Raw genomic sequence first — 23,640 nt, forward strand, 5'->3', positions numbered from 1 at the left:
AGGACGCCTCAGAAAATGTGTGTCAGGATTGAACTACTTCTCGTCATCGGGCATCTTACGTGCCTGATGTCTCACTAAACACTTTGATAGATGGATCGCACCAACGCACCCCGCCGATTGCTGCGGTTGGTCGGCCGGCTAGGGGCAATTGCCGCGAGTATCTCGCTCGTGTGCATTGCTCCGGCGTTCGCCGATCAACTCGAACAGCACAACGAACTCGCCAGTAAATTCATCACTGAAATGCACGCCGATCCGCTGGTTGCGGACTGCGCCGCGCATGCCAACTTCGTGGCGAGTACCTCAACCGCATTCGATCACGTCGAATTCCCTCCCAGCTCTTTCGACAGCGCACACGCTTCCATCACGCCATGGAACGATTCGTTTAACGAAGGCAAGCAGCGCGTCAAGGTCGACAACATTGTCACCGTCGAAGGTCTCGGCGTACCGCAGAGCGGCAATGGCTCGCCAATGGATCTGAAATTCCGCTGCGGCTATGTCGGTAGCCAGATGCTTGCCTTTAGCTGGAACGATCCGGTGCCGCCCGCAAAGGCGCATAGCGGCGCGTCGTCGAGCAAGAAGAAAGGCGCCAAGGGCAAGCATGGGGCGGGCGGCAAAGCGTCGAAAAAGTCGACCTCGTCAAAATCGAGCAGCAAGCCTTCGCGCAATACCAGTTCGTCGAAATCAGCCGCGCAGAAGAAGTCGCACTGACAGAGCCGTCTCTTGCGCCGCAGTGGGGAATACGCAATGACCCGCTGCAGTATGCAAACAAAAAGCGGGGAGTGCGCGTCTAGCGCACTCCCCGCTTTTCCGCATCCGGCTACGCGCTGCTACGCAAAGACTTCGACGTGTCGCAGGATCGCCTGGAGCATCGCCGCACCCAGCGATGCGCTTCGCTCGCCATTCCAGCCCACGCGCTCATCGGGTAGATTCGCGTTGTCCTTGAACGGCATCTCCAGCGTGAGCGAAAGACAACCGAACTCGTTCCCCACGTACTTCGACGCAAGCTTCAACGCGTCCTGCCGGTATTTGCCCGACTCGTAGCCGTACTTGTCCTGGAAATCCGGACTTGCCAGCCTGAAGGCCTCGATGAAGGCCTTCTGCTCCTGCGCCTGCCGTTCCGTGAAACCCGGCAACATCTCCGAGCCCGCGACAAACACATACGGCAACACTTCATCGCCGTGAATGTCGAAGAACAGATCGCAACCGATCGCGTGAATCGCATCGCGCACGAGCAGCACTTCGGGACTGCGCACCGCGTCCGGTTCCATCCACTCGCGGTTCAGATTCGCGCCCGCTGCATTGGTGCGCAGGTTGCCATGCACGCTGCCGTCGGGATTCATGTTCGGCACAATATGAAACACGGCATGCTCGTAGAGCTTGCGTGCAACCGGATCGCCCGCCCAGTCGCCCCAACCGGCGAGGCGCTTCACCAGCCCCTCGACAAACCACTCCGCCATCGTCTCGCCTGGATGCTGGCGCGCAATGATCCAGATTTTCTTCTTTGGGGTGGGCGTTCCGTCTTCGCCGATGTCGGGGGCGCCAAGCGTGAGCAGCGACATCGGCCGGCCTTCAACGGTGCGCCCCAGTTCCGTCAGCGTTGCCTGCGGCATCTGCTGGACCGCGCCGAGAAATTCCGAGTGGCGCTCTTCGCTGTAGGGCTCGAAGTACGCGTAGTAGATGCGGTCGAAGTCTGGAGTGTGATCGATCGTCAGCACGTGGCCATCGTAAGAAGTCGGCACGCGGAACCAGTTCACGCGGTCGTAGCTCGCCATCGCGTGATAGCCGTGCCAGCCCTCGGCGAAGGCGCACTCGTGGGCGTTCTCAAAGGTCATCACGCAGCGCTCGCCAGCCGCGCCTGACAGACGGAAGTAGAACCACTGCGCAAATTCGGCGTGGCTGTCGCGGCGCACGCGCAGGCGGATGTCGCTGGCCTCTGCGCAGGACAGGACTTCGATTGCGCCTGCATCGAAGTTACTGGTGATCGAAAGCGTCATGATGATATTCCCTGCCTGTGTGCCTCGCGTCGTCCGCTTATTCAGCGACGCGGCGGCGAAAAACGTAGGTGGAATCGTTCGAGGCGTCCGCATCGAACGCGTAGCCTTCGGCGTCGAAACCCTTCAGCGCTCCCGGCGCGTGGAGACGGTTTTCCACCGCGTAGCGTGCCATCAGGCCGCGCGCGCGCTTCGCGTGAAAGCTGATGATCTTGTAACGGCCGCCCTTCCAGTCCTCGAAGACCGGCGTGATCACCGGCGCGTCCAGCAGCTTCGGCTTGACGGACTTGAAGTACTCGTTCGACGCGCAGTTGACCAGTACCTGCGCCGCCTGTGCGTTCTTCTTCAACTGCGAATTCAGCGCGTGCGTGATGCGCTCACCCCAGAACGCGTAGAGATCCTTGCCGCGCGCGTTCTCGAAGCGCGTGCCCATCTCCAGGCGATACGGCTGCAGCAGATCGAGCGGGCGCAGCAGCCCGTACAGTCCCGACAGCACGCGGACATGATTCTGCGCGTAGTCGAGATCGGCGGCTGACAGCGACTTTGCATCGAATCCTTCGTATACGTCGCCGTTGAACGCAAGCACCGCCTGCTTGGCGTTGCTCGTATCGAACTTCGAAGACCAGTCTGCGTAACGCTGGAAGTTGAGCCGCGCAAGCGGATCGGAAATGTCCATCAGCGTAGATATCTCCTGCGGTGACAGGCGCCGCAAGCCGCCGATCAGTTCCGCCGCGTCATCGACAAAATCCGGGATCGTATGCTTTTTGACGTGCGGGGGTGTTTCGTAGTCGAGGGATTTGGCCGGCGACAGAACGATTATCATAGAGGCTCACAGGCACGCCGTGCCTGATGGTCAAAGACGAAAGCCCGATTGTAACGAATGCACGGTTCCAATGCCTCACGCGGAGCGCTCCGCGTTGTCCTCGATTCGAACGTATGGATCGATATCCTCGTGTTCGACGACCCTCACACACGTCCGATCCGCGCGGCCCTCGAACGCGGCGCGCTGACCGCGCTGATTGACGCTCGCTGTCTCGCCGAACTGACGTTCGTGCTCGACTATCCGCAGTTTGCGCAGCGCGCGCTCGACAAGGCCGCGGCACTCGCTACGGTGGCGCGCCTGTCGCAGACGGTCGCGCCACCCGCACCCGCCGAAGACGCGCGCCCCCTGCCGAAGTGCAAGGACCGCGACGATCAGAAGTTTCTCGAACTCGCTCACGCGGCCGGCGCCGACTGGCTCGTCTCGAAGGATCGGGCCGTGCTGAAACTGGCTCGACGCGTCGCGCGCGACTTCGGTTTTCAGATCGCGCAACCGGCTCCGTTCGTGGCTGCGTGCGCCCTGCCCATCGAGACGCCTGCCGAAGCCGCCGCGCACGCCTGATGCCAGCGTGATGCCCGACTGAAACCCGCTCCGCCGCCCGATTCTCTACAATCAAACTTTCGCCCTCAACCCAGACCTTCGCTTAACGCTCCGGACAGCGCCATGAATGCACCGCACGACACGCCGAGGACTCCGACCTTTCCGTCCCGCCTCCCGAACGTCGGCACGACGATCTTCACCGTGATGAGCGCGCTTGCCGCGCAGAAAAACGCCGTAAACCTCGGCCAGGGTTTTCCGGACTTCGATTGCGATCCGCGCATTGTCGACGCCGTGACTGACGCGATGCGCGACGGGCACAACCAGTATCCGCCGATGGCCGGCCTCCCGCCGCTGCGCGAGGCGATCTCGGACAAGATCGCGAGCCTCTACGGCCGCCGCTATGACGCCAACAGCGAGATCACGGTCACGGCTGGCGCAACACAGGCGCTGCTGACCGCGATCCTCTGCACGGTCCATCCCGGGGACGAGGTGATCGTGGTCGAGCCGACCTACGACAGCTATCTGCCGTCGATCGAACTCGCTGGCGGCAAGCCGGTGTTCGTCACGCTCGAGGCGCCCGACTACGCCATTCCGTTCGACAGGCTCGCAGCCGCGATCACGCCGAAAACACGTCTGTTGCTGATCAACACGCCGCACAACCCGACCGGCACGGTCTGGCGCGAAGACGACATGCGCAAGCTCGAAGAGATCGTGCGCGGCACCAACGTGCTGATCCTCTCCGACGAAGTCTACGAACACATGGTGTACGACGGCGCGCCGCACGAAAGCGTCGCGCGCTATCCGGAACTGGCCCGGCGCAGCTTCGTCGTGTCGAGCTTCGGCAAGACGTATCACGTCACGGGCTGGAAAGTCGGCTACGTCGCCGCGCCCGCAGCGCTCACCGAAGAATTCCGCAAGGTCCATCAGTTCAACGTGTTCACCGTGAACACCCCGATGCAGCTCGGCCTCGCCCAGTACATGCACGACCCGGCACCGTATCTCGAACTGCCCACGTTCTATCAGAAGAAACGTGACTTCTTCCGCGCCGGCCTCGCCGGTTCGCGCTTCAAGCTGCTGCCCTGCGAAGGCACCTATTTTCAGTGCGTCGACTATTCGGCGATCAGCGATCTGCCCGAGGCCGACTTCGCACAATGGCTGACCGGTGAAGTCGGCGTCGCGGCGATCCCTGTCTCGGCGTTCTATCACGAGTCACACGAATCGGGCGTGGTGCGCTTCTGCTTCGCGAAAAAGGAAAGCACGCTCGCCACCGCGCTCGAACGGCTGGCGCGTCTCTGAGATGGTGCGTGCGATGATGCGAACGAACCAGCGTTCTTCGTCATCGCGCCACAGCACCGCATGCGCGCGGCCGCGCGCGTGCAGCCGCACGCCAGCGTCGCCGTCGCGCTCAGCCCTTCTGGCGCCGTTGCGCCTCGACGCAGGCCTTGCGGTCAGCCGACACGCGCTGCGCGGCCGGGCGCTCGCCCACCGCCTTCACATACGCCTTCCAGTCGATGCCGGCATCGAGCAGAAAGTCGCGCCCGTAGATGATCTGCGTCGCCATGCCGACGAGCGGCACGCTCACGAATCCCGCCGCGTCCGCCACGCCGAAACGCTCCCCGCGCAGATATGGCCCGAACTTCGCGAGCCGCCTGAAACCGCTGATATGATGGGCAAGCAGTTTTTCGACGCGCCCTTTGGTCGCGTCGGTGATGGTGCCGCCAAAGAACGCCTGCTTGTAGAGATGACGGACGGTCAGTTCGAGATGGACATCGACGAAGAAGATCATCTCGCGTTCTTTCGCGGCTTCCCACGGGTCGGCGGAAAAGATCTGCCTGTCGGGATAGCGCGCCGCCAGATATTCGACGATCGCCTGCGACTCGCACAGATCGCCTTCTTCCGTCTGGAGAAACGGAACTTTGCCAAGCGGCGAATGCGCGAGCAGCGCTTCGTCCTGGCTCGGAATCACGAGCACTTCCTCAAAAGGGATGTCATGCTCGAGCAGCACGAATTTCACCTTGTTGTAGTAGTTGGACAGCGCGAAACCGCACAGTTTGATCATCAGGTGTCTCCATTCGGCCTGCTTGCGCCGTGTGAGGGGAACCGCACTTGAAGTGTCAGCGGCCGCTTTGACTAATCATCCCAGAAATTGCACGATCGTGCTATTCTAAAAACAACCATGGAGTCGAGTCTTACCATGACCTCTCGTCAATTCAGCATCGAAACTATCGGCATCGTCGGCACGGGCGCGATGGGACGCGGCATCGCACAGATCGCAGCCCTCTCCGGCCTGACTGTGCGTCTTTTCGACGCCAATCCGGAAGCGGTCGGCGCGGCACGCGACTATCTCGCCGACACGTTCGCAAAACTGACCGGCAAAGGCAAGCTCGACCAGGCCCGCGCTCATGCGGCGCTGGCATGCGTATCCGGCGCGGCGGCCGTCAGCGAGCTTGCCGGCTGCGATCTCGTGATCGAAGCGATCGTCGAAAAGCTCGACGTCAAACGCGCGCTCTTGCGCGAACTCGAAACGGTCGTGGGCAGCAACTGCGTGCTGGCGTCGAATACTTCGTCGCTGTCGATCACTGCGATTGCGGCGGGCTGCCAGGACCCCGCGCGGGTCGTGGGGTACCACTTCTTCAATCCCGTGCCGCTGATGAAAGTCGTCGAAGTGATTGACGGCCTGCGCAGCGATCCGGCAGCAGGCGATGCGCTGATGGCCCTCACGCGCCGCATGGGCCACACGCCAGTGCGCGCGAAGGACATGCCGGGCTTCATCGTCAATCACGCCGGACGCGGGATGAATACCGAAGGTCTGCGGGTTGCGGGTGAAGGTGTCGCGAGCTTTGTCGACATCGACCGCATCCTGCGCGAGCAGGCCGGCTTCCGGCTCGGGCCGTTCGAGCTGCTCGACCTCACTGCCCTCGACGTCTCGCATCCGGTGATGGAGTCGATCTACCACCAGTTCTACGAAGAGCCACGCTATACGCCGTCGCCGATTACCGGCACCAGGCTCGCAGGTGGGTTGATCGGTCGCAAGGTCGGTGAGGGGTTCTATCAGTACGTCGACGGCAAGCAGCAGGTTGCGGCCGAAGCGAGCGCCCCGACGGACTTGCCAAAGCGCGTCTGGGTCAGCAGGCGCTATCCGGAAGCGCGCGAAGCGGTGCTGGAAATCGTCGCGAAAAGCGGCGTCGCGCTCGATGACGACGCAACGCCAGCGGCCGATTCGCTGATCGTCGTCACGCCGTTCGGACACGATGCCTCGACAGCCGCCGTCGATGAAGGCCTCGACGCGAGCCGCGTGGTCGCCTTCGATGCACTGTTCCCGCTCGTGGGCGCGCAACGTCGCACGCTGATGACGACGCCAGCCACGACGCGCGCCGCGCGCGACGCCGGTCACGCACTGTTCGCGTCCGACGGCGTACCCGTTACCGTGATCCGCGACTCGACTGGCTTCGTCGCGCAACGTGTAGTCGCGACCATCGTCAACATCGGTTGCGACATCGCGCAGAAGAGAATCGCGTCGCCACGCGATATCGATCTCGCCGTGACGCTCGGTCTCGGCTATCCCCGCGGGCCGCTGGCGCTTGGCGATGCGCTCGGCGCGAAGACGATCCTCGCGATCCTGCGCAACATCTCGAGCGTGCTCCAGGAGCCGCGCTATCGCCCCTCGCCGTGGCTCGCGCGGCGTGCGCAGCTCGGCCTTTCGCTAACGCAGCCTGACGTTGCCGACATCGACGCAAAGGATTCCCAATGAGCGCAGAACTCCTCGCCTCCCGACCCGCTGAAAGCGAATCGACGCTCGTCCTCACGCTGTCGAATCCCGGCGCGCGCAACGCGCTGCATCCGGACATGTACGCCGCCGGCATTGAAGCGCTCGACACTGCCGAGCGCGACGCGTCGATCCGCGCGATCGTGCTCACCGGCGCCGACCAGTTCTTCTGCGCAGGCGGCAACCTCAACCGCCTGCTCGAAAACCGTGCGAAAGAACCCGCCGTGCAGGCGCAAAGCATCGACCTGCTCGGCGAGTGGATCGCCGCGCTGCGGGCGTCGACGAAACCGGTGATCGCAGCAGTGGAAGGCGCGGCGGCCGGCGCGGGTTTTTCGCTGGCGCTCGCATGCGACCTGATCGTCGCCGCCGACGAAGCGAAGTTCGTCATGTCATACGCGCGCATCGGACTGACGCCGGATGGCGGTGGCTCGTGGTTCCTCGCGCGCGCCTTGCCGCGCCAGCTGGCGGCCGAAGTGCTGTTCGAGGGCAAGCCGATCGTCGCGACGCGTCTCCATGAACTTGGCGTCGTGAACCGGCTCGCGAAAGCGGGCGCTGCGCGCGATGCAGCAATCGCCTGGGCCGACGACCTCGGCAAGATCTCGCCGAATGCGCTGGCGCGGATCAAGGGGCTCGTCGACGCGGCTGGTGCGCAACCGCTCGCGGATCATCTGGTGGCCGAGCGCGACAGTTTCGTCGCCTCGCTGCATCACGGCGACGCGCTGGAGGGCATCACAGCATTCCTCGAAAAGCGTTCCCCGGTGTACAGATGAGCGAACCGCAGAACGCCACATTCCAGTTGCCGGAACGCCGACGCATCTATTTGATGCGCCACGGCGACGTAACCTATTTCGACGCATCGGGCCGCGCAATCGATCCGGAAACCGTGCCGCTGAACGCCGCCGGTCGCGAGCAGGCGAGCGCCGCCGGTCGTGTGTTTGCCGGACAGCAGGTCCGCTTCGATCGGGTGATCGCGAGCGGCCTGCCACGCACCGTCGAGACGGCGCAACGCGTGCTCGCTGAAACCGGGCAGCAGGTCGAACTGGAGATCGAGCCCGCGTGGCAGGAAATTCGTGGCGGCAAGCTTGGCAGCATTCCCGCCGAAGACCTCGAAGCGGCCTTCCTCAGCGCGTTCGACGGCATCGTGCCCGAAGAGACACGCTTCCTCGGCGGCGAGACGATCGGCGAACTGTTCGACCGTGTGCTGCCGGCGCTCGCCGCGCTGCGTGAAGACAGTGCCTGGGATACCGCGCTACTCGTGCTGCACGGCGGCGTCAACCGCGCGCTCCTGTCGCACGCGATCACGGCCGGCGGCCGCACCTTCTTCGGTCACCTCGCTCAGGCCACGGGCTGCATCAACGTGCTCGACGTCGGCGCCGCGCCGCGCGACTGGGTGCTGCGTGCCATCAACTATTCCCCGCCGTCGCCACTCCATCGCGACGTGCGAAACACGACGATGGAACTGCTCTACGCACAATTCATTCGATACAGGCGTAGCTGAACCCGATCTGGAGGAGACAATGGTGCAAGCCAGCCCCACAGGAGATTCGGAGGACAAGCCGGACTATTCGGCATTCGAAGGCACGCGGCCCGTGGCCGGGCGGCTGCGCTTCGACATGGATGCGCTCGGCGCATGGCTTACCGGGCGTGTCGAAGGCTTTGCCGGGCCGCTTGCTGTCGAGCAGTTTGCTGGCGGCCAGTCCAATCCCACGTTCAAACTGGTGACGCCATCGCATTCGTATGTGATGCGCTCCAAGCCCGCGCCCGCGGCGAAGCTGCTGCCGTCCGCGCACGCGATCGAGCGTGAGTATCGCGTGATGCACGCGCTCGCTGACACCGACGTGCCGGTCGCGAAGATGCTCGCGCTGTGCGAGGACGAAAGCGTCGTCGGGCGCGCGTTCTACGTGATGGAGTTCGTCGAGGGACGCGTGCTGTGGGATCAGTCGCTACCCGGCATATCGCCCGACGAGCGTACTGCCATCTACGACGAGATGAACCGCGTGATCGCTGCGTTGCATAGCGTCGATCCTGTCGCGGTGGGCCTCAGCGACTATGGCAAGCCGGGCAATTACTTCGCTCGCCAGATCGGTCGCTGGAGCAAACAGTACCAGGCGTCCGAGACCGAATCGATCGATGCGATGAACCGTCTCATCGAATGGCTGCCACAGCACATGCCGGCCGAAACCACGGAGCGCACGTCGATCGTCCATGGCGACTACCGGCTCGACAACCTGATCTTTCATCCGCAAGAACCACGTGTGCTCGCCGTGCTCGACTGGGAGCTGTCGACGCTGGGCGATCCGCTCGCCGATTTCGCGTATCACTGCATGGCGTGGCACGTCGATCCATCGCAGTTTCGCGGCATCGCCGGGCTCGACTGGGCCACACTCGGCATTCCGGATGAAGCCCACTACGTCGAACGCTATTGCGCGCGCACCGGCTTCGAGATTCAGGGCGACTGGAATTTCTATCTGGCGTACAACATGTTCCGCATTGCGGCGATTTTGCAGGGAATCATGAAGCGCGTCGTCGATGGCACCGCCGCGAGCGCGCAGGCCATCGACGCAGGCCGCCGCGCGAAGCCGATGGCGGAGCTCGCCTGGCGCTACGCGCAGAAGGTGCTTTAGAAGGTGCGTTAGCCGTCCGTCACCATCGCATACGCTTGCTCATCGTCATTCGCGAGGCCATACATGAATTTCGACTACACCCTGAAGGTTCAGGCACTACGTGAAAAACTGCTCGCCTTTTTCGACGAACACATCTATCCGAACGAACGCGCTTTCGCTGTCGAGATCGCGCGGAATCGCCAGAACGGCGATGCGTGGGTCCCGACGGAACTGATCGAAAGCCTGAAGCACAAGGCGCGCGATGCAGGGCTGTGGAATCTCTTTCTGCCTGATTCCGAACGCGGCGCGGGGCTGACGAATCTCGAGTACGCGCCGCTGTGCGAAATCATGGGACGCGTGCCCTGGGCGCCGGAAGTCTTCAACTGCAACGCGCCCGATACCGGCAACATGGAAACCATCGAGCGCTACGGCAGCGAAGAGAACAAGCGCGAATGGCTCGAACCGCTGCTGCAGGGGCAGATCCGTTCCGCGTTCCTGATGACCGAGCCGGAAGTGGCGTCGTCGGATGCGACGAACATCCAGACCCGCATCGTCCGCGACGGCGACGATTACATCATCAACGGTCACAAGTGGTGGTCCTCGGGTGCGGGCGATCCGCGCTGCCAGGTGTACATCGTGATGGGCAAGACCGATCCCGACGCGCCGCGCCATCAACAGCAATCGATGATTCTCGTGCCCGCCGACGCGAGCGGCATCACCGTGCAGCGGCCACTCAACGTCTTTGGCTATGACGATGCCCCGCACGGCCACATGGAAATCACCTTGAAGAACGTGCGCGTGCCGGCAACGAACATGTTGCTGGGCGAAGGCCGGGGCTTCGAGATCGCCCAGGGCCGGTTGGGCCCGGGACGGATTCACCATTGCATGCGGCTCATCGGCCTTGCCGAACGCGCACTCGAATTGATGGCGAGACGCTCGCTGCAGCGCGTCGCCTTCGGTAAGCCGGTCGCGGCGCAAGGCGTGACGCTGGAGCGCATCGCGGAAGCGCGCTGCATGATCGAACAGGCGCGGCTGCTCACGCTGAAGACGGCGTACATGATGGACACCGTCGGCAACAAGGGCGCGCGCGGTGAAATCGCGATGATCAAGGTCGTCGCGCCCAACATGGCGTGTCAGGTCATCGACTGGGCGATGCAGGCGCACGGCGCGGCCGGCGTGAGCGACGACTTTCCGCTTGCGTACGCGTATGCGTCGGCGCGTTCGCTGCGCTTCGCCGACGGTCCCGATGAAGTGCATCGCAATGCCATCGCAAAGCTCGAACTCACGCGTTACGCGGATACCAGTGCGGCAGGGGCACGCTCGTAACTTGCGGTTGATGCACTGACGCCGCGGCACGGCCCCGTCCCCTGCCCTGCCCTGCCTGCACTAACGTCCGATCTATGCTCTAATTTTCGTCTGCTTCGGCGCCGCATCATGCGGCGCCGCTCTCAAGGAACGAAGGAGCCACGATGATCGACGTCTACAGCTGGGCGACCCCGAACGGCCACAAGGTTCACATCATGCTCGAAGAAACGGGCCTTCCCTACACCGTGCATGGCGTGGACATCGGCGCAGGCGACCAGTTCACCGCCGGGTTCCTCGCGATCAGCCCGAATAACAAGATCCCGGCGATCGTCGACAGTGAAGGGCCGAAGACCGTCGACGGCAAGGCCTTTTCGCTGTTCGAGTCCGGCGCGATCCTGATCTATCTGGCCGAGAAAACCGGCAGATTCCTGCCGGCCGACCCTGCCGCGCGTTATGCGACGCTGCAATGGCTGATGTTCCAGATGGGTAGCATCGGGCCGATGCTGGGGCAGACACACCATTTCCGCGTCTACGCACCGGAGCCGATCGAATACGCGATCAATCGCTACACGAACGAAGCGCGGCGTCTGTACGGCGTGATGGATACGCAGCTAGGCAAGACTGCTTATCTGGCGGGCAACGATTACACGATCGCAGACATCGCGTCGTTCCCGTGGACGCGCTCATGGAAAAACCAGGGTATCGAACTCGACGATTTTCCGAATGTGAAGCGCTGGCATGAAGAGATCGCGACGCGTCCAGCCGTCCTGCGCGGCGTGGAGGTGCTCGCGGACGCCCGTCAGCCGCTGATGGACGACAAGGCAAAAGAAGTGCTGTTCGGCGCGACGCAGTACGCGAAGCACTAAGCGCACGGCACGGCGTCAAGCCGGGTTGCTGACAACCAGGCTCGTGCCGTGCTTCGTCGCGACTAGAAGTAATGCCGCGTGATGAACTCCGCAACGCAGGCCGGCCGCTCACTGCCCTGCTGCTCAAGCGTCACATTCCACACGACCTGCACCCCACCTTCGTCGACGTCCGTGACACTCATCACCGCGAAACCGGCGCGCACCTTCGAACCGACTCGTACCGGCGACGTAAAACGCACCCGATTGAGGCCGTAGTTGACGCCCATCCGCTGCCGGAGCGCAACGGTCCTCTCGAGCAACGCGGGAATCAGCGACAGAGTCAGAAAGCCGTGTGCGATCGGCCCGCCGAACGGCGATTCACGCTCCGCGCGCCCGGGGTCGACATGAATCCACTGATGATCGCCGGTCGCGTCAGCGAAGCGGTCGACGCTCGTCTGATCGATCTCCACCCAGTCGCTGACGCGCGGCGCAGCGCCGACGAGCGAGCGCAGCGCGTGCACATCGACTGACTCGAGTTCGGGCGTCATTCGGCCTTCCCAGGATGGCGCAGTCCGAAAAGCCCTTTCGAGCGGACGGTGATCACCGTCTCGCCGTGTTGGTTTTTACCCTCCCATTGCGTCGAGACAATCCCGCGATCCGGCTTGCTCGACGACACGCGCTTGTCGAGGACCGTATTCGTCATCCGGATGGTGTCGCCGACGCGAACCGGCTTCAGCCAGCGGATGTCGTCAATGCCGGGCGATCCCATCGACGTCGAGCCTGCAAACGTGTTGCGTACCAGGAGCCCCATCATCACCGAACAGGTATGCCAGCCGCTCGCGATCAACGTGCCGTAGGGCGAAGCGGCCGCACCCGCTTCGTTGACGTGAAACGGCTGCGGGTCGAACTGCTCGGCAAATGCGACGATCTCGTCACGCGTAAACGTATGCTCGCCAATCTCGAAGGTCTTGCCAACCTCCATGTCTTCGAAACTCAATCCCATACTGACACCTCGCTCATGCTGGTCAACGTCTGGTCAAACTTCGGCTGCTGCAAAAGCGGGCAGCGCGGCAAACCGTTCAAGATGGTGATCGACATCGCCGAGCGTCGTCTCGATGATCGCGAGGCGCTTGAACAGGTGCGCCGCGGCGACTTCATTGGTAACGCCCATTCCGCCATGCAATTGCACCGCCTGCTGGCCGACGAAGCGGGCCGCCTGTCCCACGCGCACCTTCGCCGCCGACACCGCGCGACGCCGCTCGTCGGCATCGTCGCTCGAATAGCGGACGGCGGCGAGGTAGGCAAGCGAGCGCGCCTGCTCCGCGTGAATCAGCATCTCGACCATCCTGTGCTGCAAGGCCTGGAAACGCGCGATCGGCACACCGAATTGCTGACGCGTCTTCGTATATTCGACGGTTGCGTGATTCAGTGCATCCAGCGCACCGACGGCTTCGGCGCACAGCAGTACCGTACCGTAGTCGGCGAGCCGCTCGAGCGTGGCTGCTCCAGCGGGCGCGCCCGAGAGACGTCGTGCTGGCGTTGCATCGAACGACAGGGTCGCGGCACGCTGGCCGTCGATCGTACGGTAGTCGGTGACCTGTGCGTTCTGCGCATTCCGCTCGACGACGAACAGGGCGATCTCGCCGTCCAGACGCGCGGGCACGATCCGGAAATCAGCCTGTGCGCCGTGCTGGACAACCGATTTTTTACCCGTCAGCGCGTAGCCGTCGCCCTGCCGCGTCGCGGTCGTTTCGACGGCAAACAGATCGTAGCGCGCGGCCGGCTCATGAAAGGCCACCGCCAGCTTGATCTCGCCCGCTGCGGCGCGTTCGAGCAGTTGCGCGTCATCGCCCTGGGCGGTTCCGGCGAGGCGCAAAGCCTCGATCCCGACGGCCGTCGCCCAGTACGGCTCGACGACGAGCGCCCGCCCCAGTTCCTGCATGACCACGAGCATATCGACGGTGCCGCCGTTGAAGCCACCCTGCGCTTCCGGCACCGGCAGCGCAGTCAGGCCAAGCTCGGTGAAGGCCGTCCAATGCGCGTCTGCCACGCCGGTATCCGATTTCACGATCGCCTGGCGTGCCTCGAAGCCGTAGTTCCTGTCCAGATAGCGGCGCAATGCATCGGCGAATTGCTGTTGTTCGTCGTTGAAGGTGAAGTCCATGCGACGCTCCTCAAAGGCCCAGAATCATCTGCGCGATGATGTTCTTTTGAATCTCGTTCGAGCCGCCGTAAATCGACGTCTTGCGGAAGTTGAAGTAGTACGCGGCGAGCGGCGCGGCGTCGTCGTCACCGGCGATGCTGTGCTCGCGCTCACCTTCGAGGAACGGCACGTCGAACGGCGCGGCAAGCGGCCCGGCCGCTTCGAACATCAGTTCGGTCAATGCCTGCTGCACTTCGGTGCCCTTGATCTTCAGCATTGACGCTTCCGGTCCGGGGCCCCGTCCACCGGCCTCGCTGCTGACGACACGCTGCACCGTGACTTCCAGCGCCATCAGTTCGATTTCGAGATTCGCAACCTTCGCCGCGAAAACTGGATCCTTCAGCAGCGGCTTGCCGTTCTTCCGCTGGTTCAACGCAAGGCGCTTCAGGAACACGAGTTCACGTTTCGACTGACCGACCCGCGCGATGCCCGTGCGTTCATGGCCAAGCAGATACTTCGCATACGTCCAGCCGCGATTCTCGTCACCGACGAGATTGTCGAGCGGCACCTTCACATCCTCGAAGAAGACTTCGTTGACTTCGTGGTCTTCGTCCAGCGTGATGATGGGACGTACCGTGATGCCCGGCGTCTTCATGTCGATCAGCAGGAACGAGATGCCCTCCTGCTTCTTCGCGCCGCTATCGGTGCGCACGAGGCAGAACATCATGTCGGCGTGCTGGCCGAGCGTGGTCCACGTTTTCTGACCGTTCACGACGTAGTGATCGCCGACGCGCTCTGCACGTGTTCGCAGCGACGCGAGATCCGACCCCGAGCCGGGCTCCGAATAGCCCTGGCACCACCAGTCGGTGCCGTCGAGAATGCGCGGCAGATAGTGGCGCTTTTGCGCCTCATTGCCATATTTCATTAGCACTGGCGCGACCATCGACACGCCGAACGGCAGCACGGTCGGCGCACCGAGGCGCGCGCACTCCTCGTCCCAGATGTGCCGTTGTGTCGCGTCCCAACCTGGGCCGCCGTATTCGGTCGGCCACGCGGTCGCCGACCAGCCGCGCGTGCCGAGCAGCTTGTGCCAGCGCGCGAAGTCGTCGCGATTCAAACGTTTGTGATTGAGGACCTTGTCGCTCAGCTCACGAGGCAGATTGGCCTCGAGCCAGGCGCGGATGTCGGCGCGAAACGCGTCGTCGGCGGGGGAATAATCCAGATTCATGCGCTTTCGTCTCCTGGCCGCGCTCGATACCGCCGACGCCAGGAGCCACCGCGCCGTTACTGCAGCGGCTCTTTCAGTGCGACCGGGACCGGCAGCGGCATCACGTCGATGCCTTCTTCGACCAAGGCTCTCGCATCTTCGGGTGTCGTAACACCGCGAATGCTGCGTGCAGGCGCTTCGTTATAGTGAATGCGCCGTGCTTCCTCGGCGAAGCGGTCGCCCACGTTCTCGGTTTTTTCCAGTACCTCGCGCAACGCACGCATGACGTGCGCCTGCAGTTCGGCCGCACCCCCGGGGGCTTGCGCGTTCGTCGCACCGGACAGATTCAGCCGGGGCGCAGACGGCAAACGGCTCACTTCGGTCGCACCGCACATCGGACATTCGACGAGTTTGCGGGGCAACTGCGATTCGAAGTCATCAGCGGAAGCGAACCAGCCTTCGAACCGATGGCCATGCGGACACTGTAAATCGAGGACCTTCATCTGGAATCAGGGCTTGCGTACTAGTTTAGCGCAAAATGGAAATTTGTGAACGGTCGTTCGCAAAAAGTCTGACTTTCGTCGGCGACATACGGACGTCACGTTTGAACGCGTGGGGCGATTCTAGCGCTTTGCGGCAAAGCTCGCCGAAGCATCGCGAAAGCCCCTTGAAAACGGGAACGGCGACCTCGTGGGCCGCCGTTCTGTCTGAACCGTGACGAATGCGCTCGACGTCCCGGGATTCAAAGCGGTTCCGGCTCGGCCATCGGCCACGCGCCGGACAATATCTTCTCGAGCCAGAAGGTACCGATGATCGTCTTTACGTCGGTGATCTTGCCGGTGCGCACCCATTCGGACACCTCCGGCACGCTGGCAGTAAACAGTTCGAGAAACTCGCCGTCATCGAGCTTCCGTTCGCCTGCCGTCAGGCCGCGGGCAAGATAGATGTCGATGAATTCAGTCGAATACGAAATGATCGGGTGGATACGCGTGATGTACACATATTCACGCGCGGTATAGCCCGTTTCTTCCGCGAGTTCGCGTTTCGCGCAGGCGAGCGCACCTTCGTCCGGATCGAGCTTGCCAGCGGGGTACTCGTACATCACCTTGCCGATCGGATAGCGAAACTGACTTTCCAGCAACACGCGGCCGTCGTCGAAGAGCGGGATCACCATCACCGCGCCTGGATGCTGTACGTATTCGCGCGTGGCGTGCTTGCCGTCGGGCAATTCGACGGTATCGCACTTGAGCGTCAGAAACGGGCCTTCATGCAGCGTCCTGCTTTCAACGCACTTCTCGGTGAGCGCGGCGTCGTGGTTCGGAAGTTGTTCAGCCATGTGCGGACCTCAGAAATGCAGGGGTGCGCGACGGCTTGCGCCGTCAGCGACGTTTGACGAGATACTGCCAGGTGAAGCCTGGGAAGGCGAACACGACGAACAAACTAAACGTGATCGCGTAGAACTGCCAGCCCTGGTCGAAGCGGTTACCGGCGCGTGCTTCGAGCATAAAGCCGAGCGCACCGACCACGAAATACAGCACCATGAGCTCGGCGAGCCGCAGCCACACGCTTTTCTTCGCCGCCTTCATGGGCACAACGGCGAAGAACCGCTGATTCAGGAACGGCACGTTGGCGCCGGCGAGCGCCAACAACACGATAAACCAGCCTGCTGCCGACATCAGAGCGGCAGCGTGTGCTGCATTGCCTGCAGACAGACCGTCATCAGCGGACCCGGAACCACGCCGAGCACCAGCACGGCGACACCGTTCAGCGCGAGCAGCGCGCGTTTGGAGACATCGCCCGCGATCGGCGAGGTGTCTTGCGGTGCGTCGAAGTACATCAGCTTGACGATACGCAGGTAGTAGAACGCGCCGAACAGCGACGTCACCACGGCCAGCACGGTCAGCCAGGTGAGGCCAGCGTTCATCGTTGCTTCCAGCACAGCGAGTTTCGCGTAAAAGCCGACCGTCGGCGGGATGCCGGCGAGCGAGAACATCATCACCATCATCACGAACGCGAACACTGGGCTGCGCTGGTTGAGGCCCTTGAAGTCGTCGATCGTTTCAGCTTCGAAGTCGCGGCGTGCGAGCAGCATCACGACCCCGAACGTACCCAGCGTCGTCACGAGATAGACGATGCTGTAGAACATTGCCGAGCCGTACGCGCTGGCCGCCCCGCCCGCCTTGCCGTCAACCACACCCGCCAGCAGGCCGAGCAGCACGAAGCCCATGTTCGAGATCGCCGAGTACGCGAGCATCCGCTTGATGTTGCGCTGAACGATACCGGTGATATTGCCGACGATCATCGACAGCGCAGCGAGGATCACGAGCATTTCCTGCCAGTCGACAGCGAGCGGCAGCAGACCCATCACCAGGAAGCGCAGACCCCACGCGAATGCGGCAACTTTCGGGCCACCGCCCGTGAGCAACGTCATCGCAGTCGGTGCGCCCTGATAGACGTCCGGCACCCACATGTGGAACGGCACCGCGCCCATCTTGAACGCCACGCCCGCCACGATGAAGATCACGCCGAACAGCAGCACGACATCGTTGATACGGCCCGAAGCCACTGCCTTGAGCACTTCGCCGAGTTCAAGCGAACCGGTCGCGCCGTACAGCATCGAGATGCCGTACAACAGGAAACCGGAAGCGAGCGCGCCCAGCACGTAGTACTTCATCGCTGCTTCGTTCGACTGCGCGGCGTCGCGGCGCAGCGCAATCACCGCATACAGGGACAGCGACATCAGTTCCAGACCCAGATACAGCGTCAGGAAGTTGTTGCCGGAGATCATCACGAGCTGGCCCAGCAGCGAGAACATCCCGAGCAGGAAGAAGTCGCCGCGAAACAGGTCGCGATCCTCGATGTACTTGCGCGAATAGACGATCGTCACCGCGTAACCCAGCGACACGACCGCCTTCATCGCGTTGGCGAACGGATCCACCACGAACATGCGCGAGAAGAAGTAATGCGGCGTCGGATCGAACGCGTTCACGGCGAACCAGACGCCAGCGATCAGAGACGAAAAGACCGCGATGTAATACGTCGTGCGACGGCCAGCCTGGCCGACGAACGTGTCGTTGAGCCACGCGACGACCACTGCGGCCATCAGCAGCGTGTCGGGCAACAGAGCATTGATAGGGGCGTTTTGCATGATCTTGAGATTCCTCCGCTCTGTATTACTGTGACAACGGCAGCTTGGACTGCGCGACGTGGGAGAGGAGGTTTTCCACGGATACGTGCATCACATCGGTGAAAGGCTTCGGGAACAGCCCCATGTACAGCGTCAGGCCCGCCAGCACAGCCAGCATCACAAATTCGCGACGGTTGACGTCGAGCAGACCCTTCACGTGATCGTTCGCGACCGCGCCGAAGTACACGCGCTTGTACATCCACAGCGTGTAGGCCGCGCCGAGGATCAGCGTGAACGCCGCGCCGAACGCAATCCAGAAGTTGTACTGCACCGCTGCCAGAATCACCATGAACTCGCCGACGAAACCGGACGTACCCGGCAGGCCGCAGTTCGCCATCGCAAACAGCATCACGAGCGCGGCGAACTTCGGCATCGTGTTGACGACGCCACCGTAGTCAGCAATCTCCCGCGAGTGCATACGGTCGTAGAGCACACCGATGCAAAGGAACATCGCGCCCGATACGAAACCGTGCGAGATCATCTGGATGATCGCGCCTTCAGCGCCAAGCTGGTTGAAGATGAAGAAGCCGAGCGTCACAAAGCCCATGTGCGCGATCGACGAATACGCGACCAGCTTCTTCATGTCCGCCTGCACCATCGCCACGAGACCGATGTAGATCACCGCGATCAGCGACAGCGTGATGACGACCGGTGCGAGGAAGTGGCTCGCGTCCGGCGTGACCGGCAGCGAGAAACGCAGGAAACCGTACGCACCGAGCTTCAGCATGATCGCGGCCAGCACGACCGAACCGCCCGTCGGTGCTTCCACGTGCGCATCAGGCAACCAGGTGTGAACCGGCCACATCGGCACCTTCACGGCGAACGCAAGGAAGAACGCGATAAACAGCAACACCTGCGGCGTCATGGCGATCTGGGCGGTTTGCCACGCGGCGAGGTCGAACGTGCCCGTCTCTGTGTACAGGTACAGCAGCGCGACCAGCATCAGGAGCGATCCCATCAGCGTGTACAGGAAGAACTTGAACGCCGCATACACGCGGTTCGCCCCACCCCACACGCCGATGATGATGTACATCGGAATCAGCGTTGCTTCGAAGAACACATAGAACAGCATGCCGTCGGCGGCGCTGAACACGCCGACCATGATGCCCGACAGGATCAGGAACGAAGCCATATACTGCGACACGTGCTTCGTGATCACTTCCCAACCGGCGATTACGACGATCACCGTAATCAACGCGGTCAGCACGACGAACCACATCGAGATGCCGTCGATACCCAGGTGGTAGGTGATGTTGAAGCGCTCGATCCAGTTCGCCTGCTCGACGAACTGCAAGTCTGCGGTGCTGGAATCGAACTGCGTGATCAGCGGAATCGTAACGATGAAGCTGAGTACCGAGCCGACCAGCGCGATCCAGCGCGCCGGCGCGGGGTTCTTGTCGGAGCCGATGGCAAGGACCAGGAGGCCGAACAGGATCGGCAGCCAGATCGCGATACTGAGAATCGGATAAGCGTGCATTAGTGTCCCTCGCCTTATTTGCCGCCGAGCGTTACAAACAGGGTCAGGAGCCCCAACATGCCGATAATCATGGCGAACGCGTAGTGATAGATGTAACCGGATTGGAGGAAACGGATCACACTGGCAAACCAGCCGATAAAGCGCGCGCTGCCGTTGACGATGCCGTCGATGACCACAACATCGCCTTCCTTCCAGAGGCCACGGCCGATTGCCACGGCGCCCTTCGCGAACACGACTTCGTTGATCTTGTCCATGTAGTACTTGTTGTCGAGCAGCGTGTAGATCGGCGAGAACGTGCGACGCACAACCGCCGGCAGTTCAGGACGCTTCAGGTACATGAACCACGCCACGACAACCCCCGCGAGCGCCAGCCAAACCGGTAGACCCGACACCGAGTGCAGACCCATCGAGACCCACCCGTGGAACTCATCGGCCATCTCGTGCACCGCCGGATGGTTTTCGGCGATGAAGATCACCTTGTCGAACGCCACGCCGTGCTGGAAGAAGTCGCCGAACAGCAGCGGGCCAACCGCGATCGCACCGATGATCACCGACGGAATCGCCAGCAGGACTAGCGGCACCCACACCACCCACGGCGTTTCGTGCGGTTCGTGCGCATGGCCGTGGTCGTCATGACCGTGATCGTGCCCGCCATGCGCAGAAGCTTCCGCACCGTGATTGCCGTTCCCGACCGGTGGGTTGCGGAAACGCTCTTCGCCGTGGAACACCATGAAGTACATTCGGAACGAGTACAGCGCAGTGATGAATACGCTCCCCACCACCGCGAAGTACGCGAAACCCGATCCCGGCAGATGCGAAAGCTTCACCGCATCGATGATCGAGTCTTTCGAATAGAAGCCGGAGAAGAACGGCGTACCGATCAGCGCCAGCGAACCGATCAGCGACGTGATCCACGTAATCGGCATGTACTTGCGCAGGCCACCCATGTTGCGCATGTCCTGATCGTGGTGCATGCCGATGATCACCGAACCCGCGCCGAGGAACAGCAGCGCCTTGAAGAACGCGTGCGTCATCAGGTGGAACATGGCGACCGGATAAGCCGACACGCCGAGCGCAACCGTCATATAGCCGAGCTGCGACAGCGTCGAATAGGCAACCACGCGCTTGATGTCGTTCTGGACGATCCCGAGGAAGCCCATGAACAGCGCCGTGATCGCCCCGATCACCGTCACGAACGACAACGCCGTATCTGACAGTTCGAACAGCGGCGACATGCGCGTGACCATGAAGATACCGGCCGTCACCATGGTTGCCGCGTGAATCAGTGCAGAGATCGGCGTCGGGCCTTCCATCGAGTCCGGCAGCCACACGTGCAGCGGGAACTGGGCCGACTTGCCCATTGCGCCAATGAAGAGGCAGATACAGGCAACGGTCAGTAGACCCCAGCTCGTGCCCGGGAAATTCAGCGCCGCGAGTTCGTGGCTCTTCGCGAACACGTCGGCGTAGTTCATCGAACCCGCGTACGCGAGCAGAAGACCGATGCCGAGCAGGAAGCCGAAGTCGCCCACGCGGTTCACGATGAACGCCTTCATGTTGGCGTAGATCGCGCTTTCACGGGTGAAGTAGAAGCCGATCAGAAGGTACGACACCAGACCCACCGCTTCCCAGCCGAAGAACAGCTGCAGGAAGTTGTTGCTCATCACGAGCATCAGCATCGAGAACGTGAAGAGCGCGATATACGAGAAGAAGCGCTGGTAGCCCTCGTCGTCGGCCATATAGCCGATCGTGTAGATGTGCACCATCAGCGACACGAACGTCACCACGGCCATCATCAGCGCCGTCAGCGAGTCGACGAGGAAGCCGACTTCGAACTTCAGATTGCCGACGGTCAGCCATTCGTAGACCGTCCCGTTAAAGCTCGCGCCGTTCATGACGTCGAAAAACACGATGACCGACAGGATGAACGAGATCGCGACCCCGAGGATCGTGACCGAGTGAGCCCCGGCGCGCCCTACCGCTTTCCCGAACAGCCCCGCAATCAGCGAGCCAGCCAGCGGTGCAAGCGGGACCGCCAGCAACAGGTTTTCATTGAGTGTCGTTGACATAACAGCTTTGCCTGAAATTAACCTTTGAGCTGATCGAGATCCTCGACATTGATCGTGTCGAGGCTACGGAACAGGGTCACCAGAATGGCGAGGCCGATCGCTGCTTCCGCCGCGGCGACGGTCAGCACGAAGAACACGAAGATCTGGCCGTGCACATCGCCCAGGTAATGCGAGAAAGCGACGAAATTCGTATTCACCGCCAGCAACATCAGTTCGATGGCCATCAGGATGATGATGACGTTGCGACGGTTCAGGAAAATGCCGACGATACTGATCGCGAACAGGATCGCGCCGAGCACGAGGTAATGGGCAAGGGTCAACATGTTTTTATCTCCTTGTGCGCTCAGCCTTGTTTGGCCGGCGCCGAATCGGCTGCCGCAGCGGCGGCAGCCTCGGCCGCTTCGGTTGCAGCGGTCTTCTCGGATGGCATCTTGACGACACGCACGCGATCCGAGGCGCGCACCTTCACCTGGTCGCTCACGCGCTGGCGCTTGCTGTCCTTCTGATGACGCGTAGTCAGTGCAATCGCGGCGATGATCGCGACCAGCAGCACGAGGCCCGCGACTTCGAACGCGAAGATGTAGTCGGTGTAGATGACCTTGCCGATCAGGCGGGTGTTCGACCAGCCGGCGGTTGCTGCCGTTGCGCCTGCCACGGTCGTGTCTCGTACTGGCTGCACCGTCGCGCCGTAGCCATGCCAGAGGATCAACGCGGTTTCGATCACGATGATCGCGCCTACGATGGTCGCCATGGGCACGAAGCGTTTGAAGTCGCGCCGCAGCACGTCGAGATTGATGTCCAGCATCATCACGACGAACAGGAACAGCACCATGACGGCGCCGACGTAGACCAGCACGAGCAGGATCGCGAGGAATTCAGCCTCGAGCAGCATCCAGATGGCCGCCGCATTGAAGAACGCGAGCACCAGGAACAGCGCGGACGCCACCGGGTTGCGCGAGGTGATCACCTTCAGTCCTGACACTGTCAGGAGCAGCGCGAAGATGTAGAACAGTACGGTCGTGAATTCCATGATTACCGGTTCATCGTTAGGCCATCGTCAGGCATGGTTCTTTGGTACGTGCATCTGGCACAAGCACACAGGTGCACGATGCCAAAGCGGTAAGGCTTCAGCTCCCGGCCCCGACTGCGGGCCGTTGCAGCGTCGAACTACAGTGTCGAACTACGGGCGTTTCAACGATACGGTGCATCCGCTGCCTTGTTGGCAGCAATCTCAGCTTCGTAGCGATCGCCCACTGCCAGCAGCATGTCCTTCGTGAAATACAGGTCGCCGCGCTTTTCGCCGTGATATTCGAGGATGTGCGTCTCGACGATCGAATCGACGGGGCAGCTTTCTTCGCAGAAACCACAGAAGATGCACTTGGTCAGGTCGATGTCGTAGCGCGTCGTGCGGCGCGTGTTGTCCGCGCGTGTTTCCGATTCGATCGTGATCGCGAGTGCCGGGCACACCGCTTCGCACAGCTTGCAGGCGATGCAGCGCTCTTCGCCGTTCTCGTAGCGGCGCAGCGCGTGCAGGCCGCGGAAACGCGGCGAAATCGGCGTCTTTTCTTCAGGGAACTGTACAGTGATCTTGCGCTGGAACGCATAACGTCCGGTCAGCGCGAGGCCCTTCAGCAGTTCCGTCAGGAAGAAGGTCTTGAAGAAGTTTTGGATTGCGGTCATGGGTTCATCC

Annotated in this window: 25 protein-coding genes; 9 read left to right on the forward strand and 16 right to left on the reverse strand. The window is 62.2% G+C overall.

Annotated elements, in window-relative coordinates; genetic code table 11:
- Nucleotides 1-90: 90 nt before the first annotated feature.
- The gene (locus tag B0G77_RS21390; protein WP_133663893.1) at nucleotides 91-708 is read left to right on the forward strand and encodes a hypothetical protein; all 618 of its coding nucleotides are present in this window, start codon (nucleotides 91-93) and stop codon (nucleotides 706-708) included.
- 119 nt (nucleotides 709-827) lie between these two features.
- On the opposite strand, the gene B0G77_RS21395 is transcribed toward B0G77_RS21390, so the two are convergent.
- Both B0G77_RS21395 and yaaA read right to left on the reverse strand, forming a co-directional pair.
- Entirely contained in the window at nucleotides 828-1,994 is a 1,167-nt protein-coding gene (locus tag B0G77_RS21395; protein WP_133663894.1) for a M14-type cytosolic carboxypeptidase, read from the reverse strand.
- Nucleotides 1,995-2,031: 37 nt separating this feature from the next.
- A complete protein-coding gene (yaaA, locus tag B0G77_RS21400) occupies nucleotides 2,032-2,814 on the reverse strand; it encodes a peroxide stress protein YaaA (protein WP_133663895.1) in 783 nt (260 codons plus the stop codon).
- Between the two features lie 57 nt (nucleotides 2,815-2,871).
- Here yaaA and B0G77_RS21405 point away from each other — a divergent pair, with 57 nt between their 5' ends.
- Together B0G77_RS21405 and B0G77_RS21410 are read left to right on the forward strand one after the other, a co-directional pair.
- Nucleotides 2,872-3,372, forward strand: a complete 501-nt coding sequence (locus B0G77_RS21405) for a putative toxin-antitoxin system toxin component, PIN family (protein WP_133663896.1) — start codon at nucleotides 2,872-2,874, stop codon at nucleotides 3,370-3,372.
- A gap of 102 nt (nucleotides 3,373-3,474) precedes the next feature.
- Nucleotides 3,475-4,647 (forward strand): pyridoxal phosphate-dependent aminotransferase, encoded by a 1,173-nt coding sequence (locus B0G77_RS21410; protein WP_133663897.1) that lies wholly within the window; start codon nucleotides 3,475-3,477, stop codon nucleotides 4,645-4,647.
- 109 nt (nucleotides 4,648-4,756) lie between these two features.
- On the opposite strand, the gene B0G77_RS21415 is transcribed toward B0G77_RS21410, so the two are convergent.
- Entirely contained in the window at nucleotides 4,757-5,410 is a 654-nt protein-coding gene (locus B0G77_RS21415) for a glutathione S-transferase (RefSeq protein WP_133663898.1), read from the reverse strand.
- Between the two features lie 135 nt (nucleotides 5,411-5,545).
- Between B0G77_RS21415 and B0G77_RS21420 the strand changes: the two genes are divergently transcribed.
- The 6 genes from B0G77_RS21420 to B0G77_RS21445 all read left to right on the forward strand — a co-directional run bounded on the left by B0G77_RS21420 (nucleotide 5,546) and on the right by B0G77_RS21445 (nucleotide 11,891).
- Nucleotides 5,546-7,102, forward strand: a complete 1,557-nt coding sequence (locus B0G77_RS21420; RefSeq protein WP_133663899.1) for a 3-hydroxyacyl-CoA dehydrogenase — start codon at nucleotides 5,546-5,548, stop codon at nucleotides 7,100-7,102.
- On the forward strand, nucleotides 7,099-7,887 hold the full coding sequence (locus B0G77_RS21425) for an enoyl-CoA hydratase (RefSeq protein WP_133663900.1): 789 nt from the start codon (nucleotides 7,099-7,101) through the stop codon (nucleotides 7,885-7,887). The genes B0G77_RS21420 and B0G77_RS21425 overlap by 4 nt, the downstream gene beginning before the upstream one ends.
- The gene (locus B0G77_RS21430; RefSeq protein WP_133663901.1) at nucleotides 7,884-8,615 is read left to right on the forward strand and encodes a histidine phosphatase family protein; all 732 of its coding nucleotides are present in this window, start codon (nucleotides 7,884-7,886) and stop codon (nucleotides 8,613-8,615) included. The genes B0G77_RS21425 and B0G77_RS21430 overlap by 4 nt, the downstream gene beginning before the upstream one ends.
- Nucleotides 8,616-8,634: 19 nt before the next feature.
- The gene (locus tag B0G77_RS21435; RefSeq protein WP_133663902.1) at nucleotides 8,635-9,741 is read left to right on the forward strand and encodes a phosphotransferase; all 1,107 of its coding nucleotides are present in this window, start codon (nucleotides 8,635-8,637) and stop codon (nucleotides 9,739-9,741) included.
- 63 nt (nucleotides 9,742-9,804) lie between these two features.
- Nucleotides 9,805-11,046, forward strand: a complete 1,242-nt coding sequence (locus B0G77_RS21440) for an acyl-CoA dehydrogenase family protein (protein WP_133663903.1) — start codon at nucleotides 9,805-9,807, stop codon at nucleotides 11,044-11,046.
- Nucleotides 11,047-11,189: 143 nt separating this feature from the next.
- A complete protein-coding gene (locus B0G77_RS21445) occupies nucleotides 11,190-11,891 on the forward strand; it encodes a glutathione binding-like protein (RefSeq protein ID WP_133663904.1) in 702 nt (233 codons plus the stop codon).
- Nucleotides 11,892-11,953: 62 nt separating this feature from the next.
- On the opposite strand, the gene B0G77_RS21450 is transcribed toward B0G77_RS21445, so the two are convergent.
- From B0G77_RS21450 to nuoI, 13 genes are all read right to left on the reverse strand, one after another.
- The gene (locus B0G77_RS21450) at nucleotides 11,954-12,418 is read right to left on the reverse strand and encodes a MaoC family dehydratase (RefSeq protein ID WP_133663905.1); all 465 of its coding nucleotides are present in this window, start codon (nucleotides 12,416-12,418) and stop codon (nucleotides 11,954-11,956) included.
- Nucleotides 12,415-12,873 carry a MaoC family dehydratase gene (locus B0G77_RS21455; protein WP_133663906.1) on the reverse strand — a complete coding sequence of 153 codons (459 nt, stop codon included), beginning with the start codon at nucleotides 12,871-12,873 and terminating at the stop codon, nucleotides 12,415-12,417. The genes B0G77_RS21450 and B0G77_RS21455 overlap by 4 nt, the downstream gene beginning before the upstream one ends.
- Nucleotides 12,874-12,906: 33 nt before the next feature.
- On the reverse strand, nucleotides 12,907-14,034 hold the full coding sequence (locus B0G77_RS21460) for an acyl-CoA dehydrogenase family protein (RefSeq protein WP_133663907.1): 1,128 nt from the start codon (nucleotides 14,032-14,034) through the stop codon (nucleotides 12,907-12,909).
- A 10-nt stretch (nucleotides 14,035-14,044) separates the two neighbouring features.
- On the reverse strand, nucleotides 14,045-15,241 hold the full coding sequence (locus tag B0G77_RS21465; protein ID WP_133663908.1) for an acyl-CoA dehydrogenase family protein: 1,197 nt from the start codon (nucleotides 15,239-15,241) through the stop codon (nucleotides 14,045-14,047).
- 56 nt (nucleotides 15,242-15,297) lie between these two features.
- Nucleotides 15,298-15,723 carry a DUF1178 family protein gene (locus B0G77_RS21470; RefSeq protein ID WP_133663909.1) on the reverse strand — a complete coding sequence of 142 codons (426 nt, stop codon included), beginning with the start codon at nucleotides 15,721-15,723 and terminating at the stop codon, nucleotides 15,298-15,300.
- A gap of 239 nt (nucleotides 15,724-15,962) precedes the next feature.
- A complete protein-coding gene (locus tag B0G77_RS21475; protein WP_133663910.1) occupies nucleotides 15,963-16,556 on the reverse strand; it encodes an NUDIX hydrolase in 594 nt (197 codons plus the stop codon).
- Nucleotides 16,557-16,599: 43 nt separating this feature from the next.
- Nucleotides 16,600-16,896 carry a DUF2818 family protein gene (locus B0G77_RS21480; protein WP_133663911.1) on the reverse strand — a complete coding sequence of 99 codons (297 nt, stop codon included), beginning with the start codon at nucleotides 16,894-16,896 and terminating at the stop codon, nucleotides 16,600-16,602.
- Nucleotides 16,896-18,368: an NADH-quinone oxidoreductase subunit NuoN gene (nuoN, locus tag B0G77_RS21485; protein ID WP_133663912.1), complete on the reverse strand. Its 1,473-nt coding sequence runs from the start codon at nucleotides 18,366-18,368 to the stop codon at nucleotides 16,896-16,898. The genes B0G77_RS21480 and nuoN overlap by 1 nt, the downstream gene beginning before the upstream one ends.
- Before the next feature lie 25 nt (nucleotides 18,369-18,393).
- On the reverse strand, nucleotides 18,394-19,884 hold the full coding sequence (locus B0G77_RS21490) for an NADH-quinone oxidoreductase subunit M (RefSeq protein WP_133663913.1): 1,491 nt from the start codon (nucleotides 19,882-19,884) through the stop codon (nucleotides 18,394-18,396).
- A gap of 14 nt (nucleotides 19,885-19,898) precedes the next feature.
- A complete protein-coding gene (gene nuoL / locus B0G77_RS21495) occupies nucleotides 19,899-21,950 on the reverse strand; it encodes an NADH-quinone oxidoreductase subunit L (RefSeq protein WP_133663914.1) in 2,052 nt (683 codons plus the stop codon).
- A 17-nt stretch (nucleotides 21,951-21,967) separates the two neighbouring features.
- A complete protein-coding gene (gene nuoK, locus B0G77_RS21500; protein WP_006052894.1) occupies nucleotides 21,968-22,273 on the reverse strand; it encodes an NADH-quinone oxidoreductase subunit NuoK in 306 nt (101 codons plus the stop codon).
- 20 nt (nucleotides 22,274-22,293) lie between these two features.
- The gene (locus B0G77_RS21505; RefSeq protein ID WP_133663915.1) at nucleotides 22,294-22,980 is read right to left on the reverse strand and encodes an NADH-quinone oxidoreductase subunit J; all 687 of its coding nucleotides are present in this window, start codon (nucleotides 22,978-22,980) and stop codon (nucleotides 22,294-22,296) included.
- Between the two features lie 161 nt (nucleotides 22,981-23,141).
- On the reverse strand, nucleotides 23,142-23,630 hold the full coding sequence (gene nuoI, locus B0G77_RS21510; RefSeq protein ID WP_063495298.1) for an NADH-quinone oxidoreductase subunit NuoI: 489 nt from the start codon (nucleotides 23,628-23,630) through the stop codon (nucleotides 23,142-23,144).
- Nucleotides 23,631-23,640 lie beyond the last annotated feature (10 nt).

The organism is Paraburkholderia sp. BL10I2N1 (genome assembly GCF_004361815.1).
GTDB lineage: Bacteria > Pseudomonadota > Gammaproteobacteria > Burkholderiales > Burkholderiaceae > Paraburkholderia.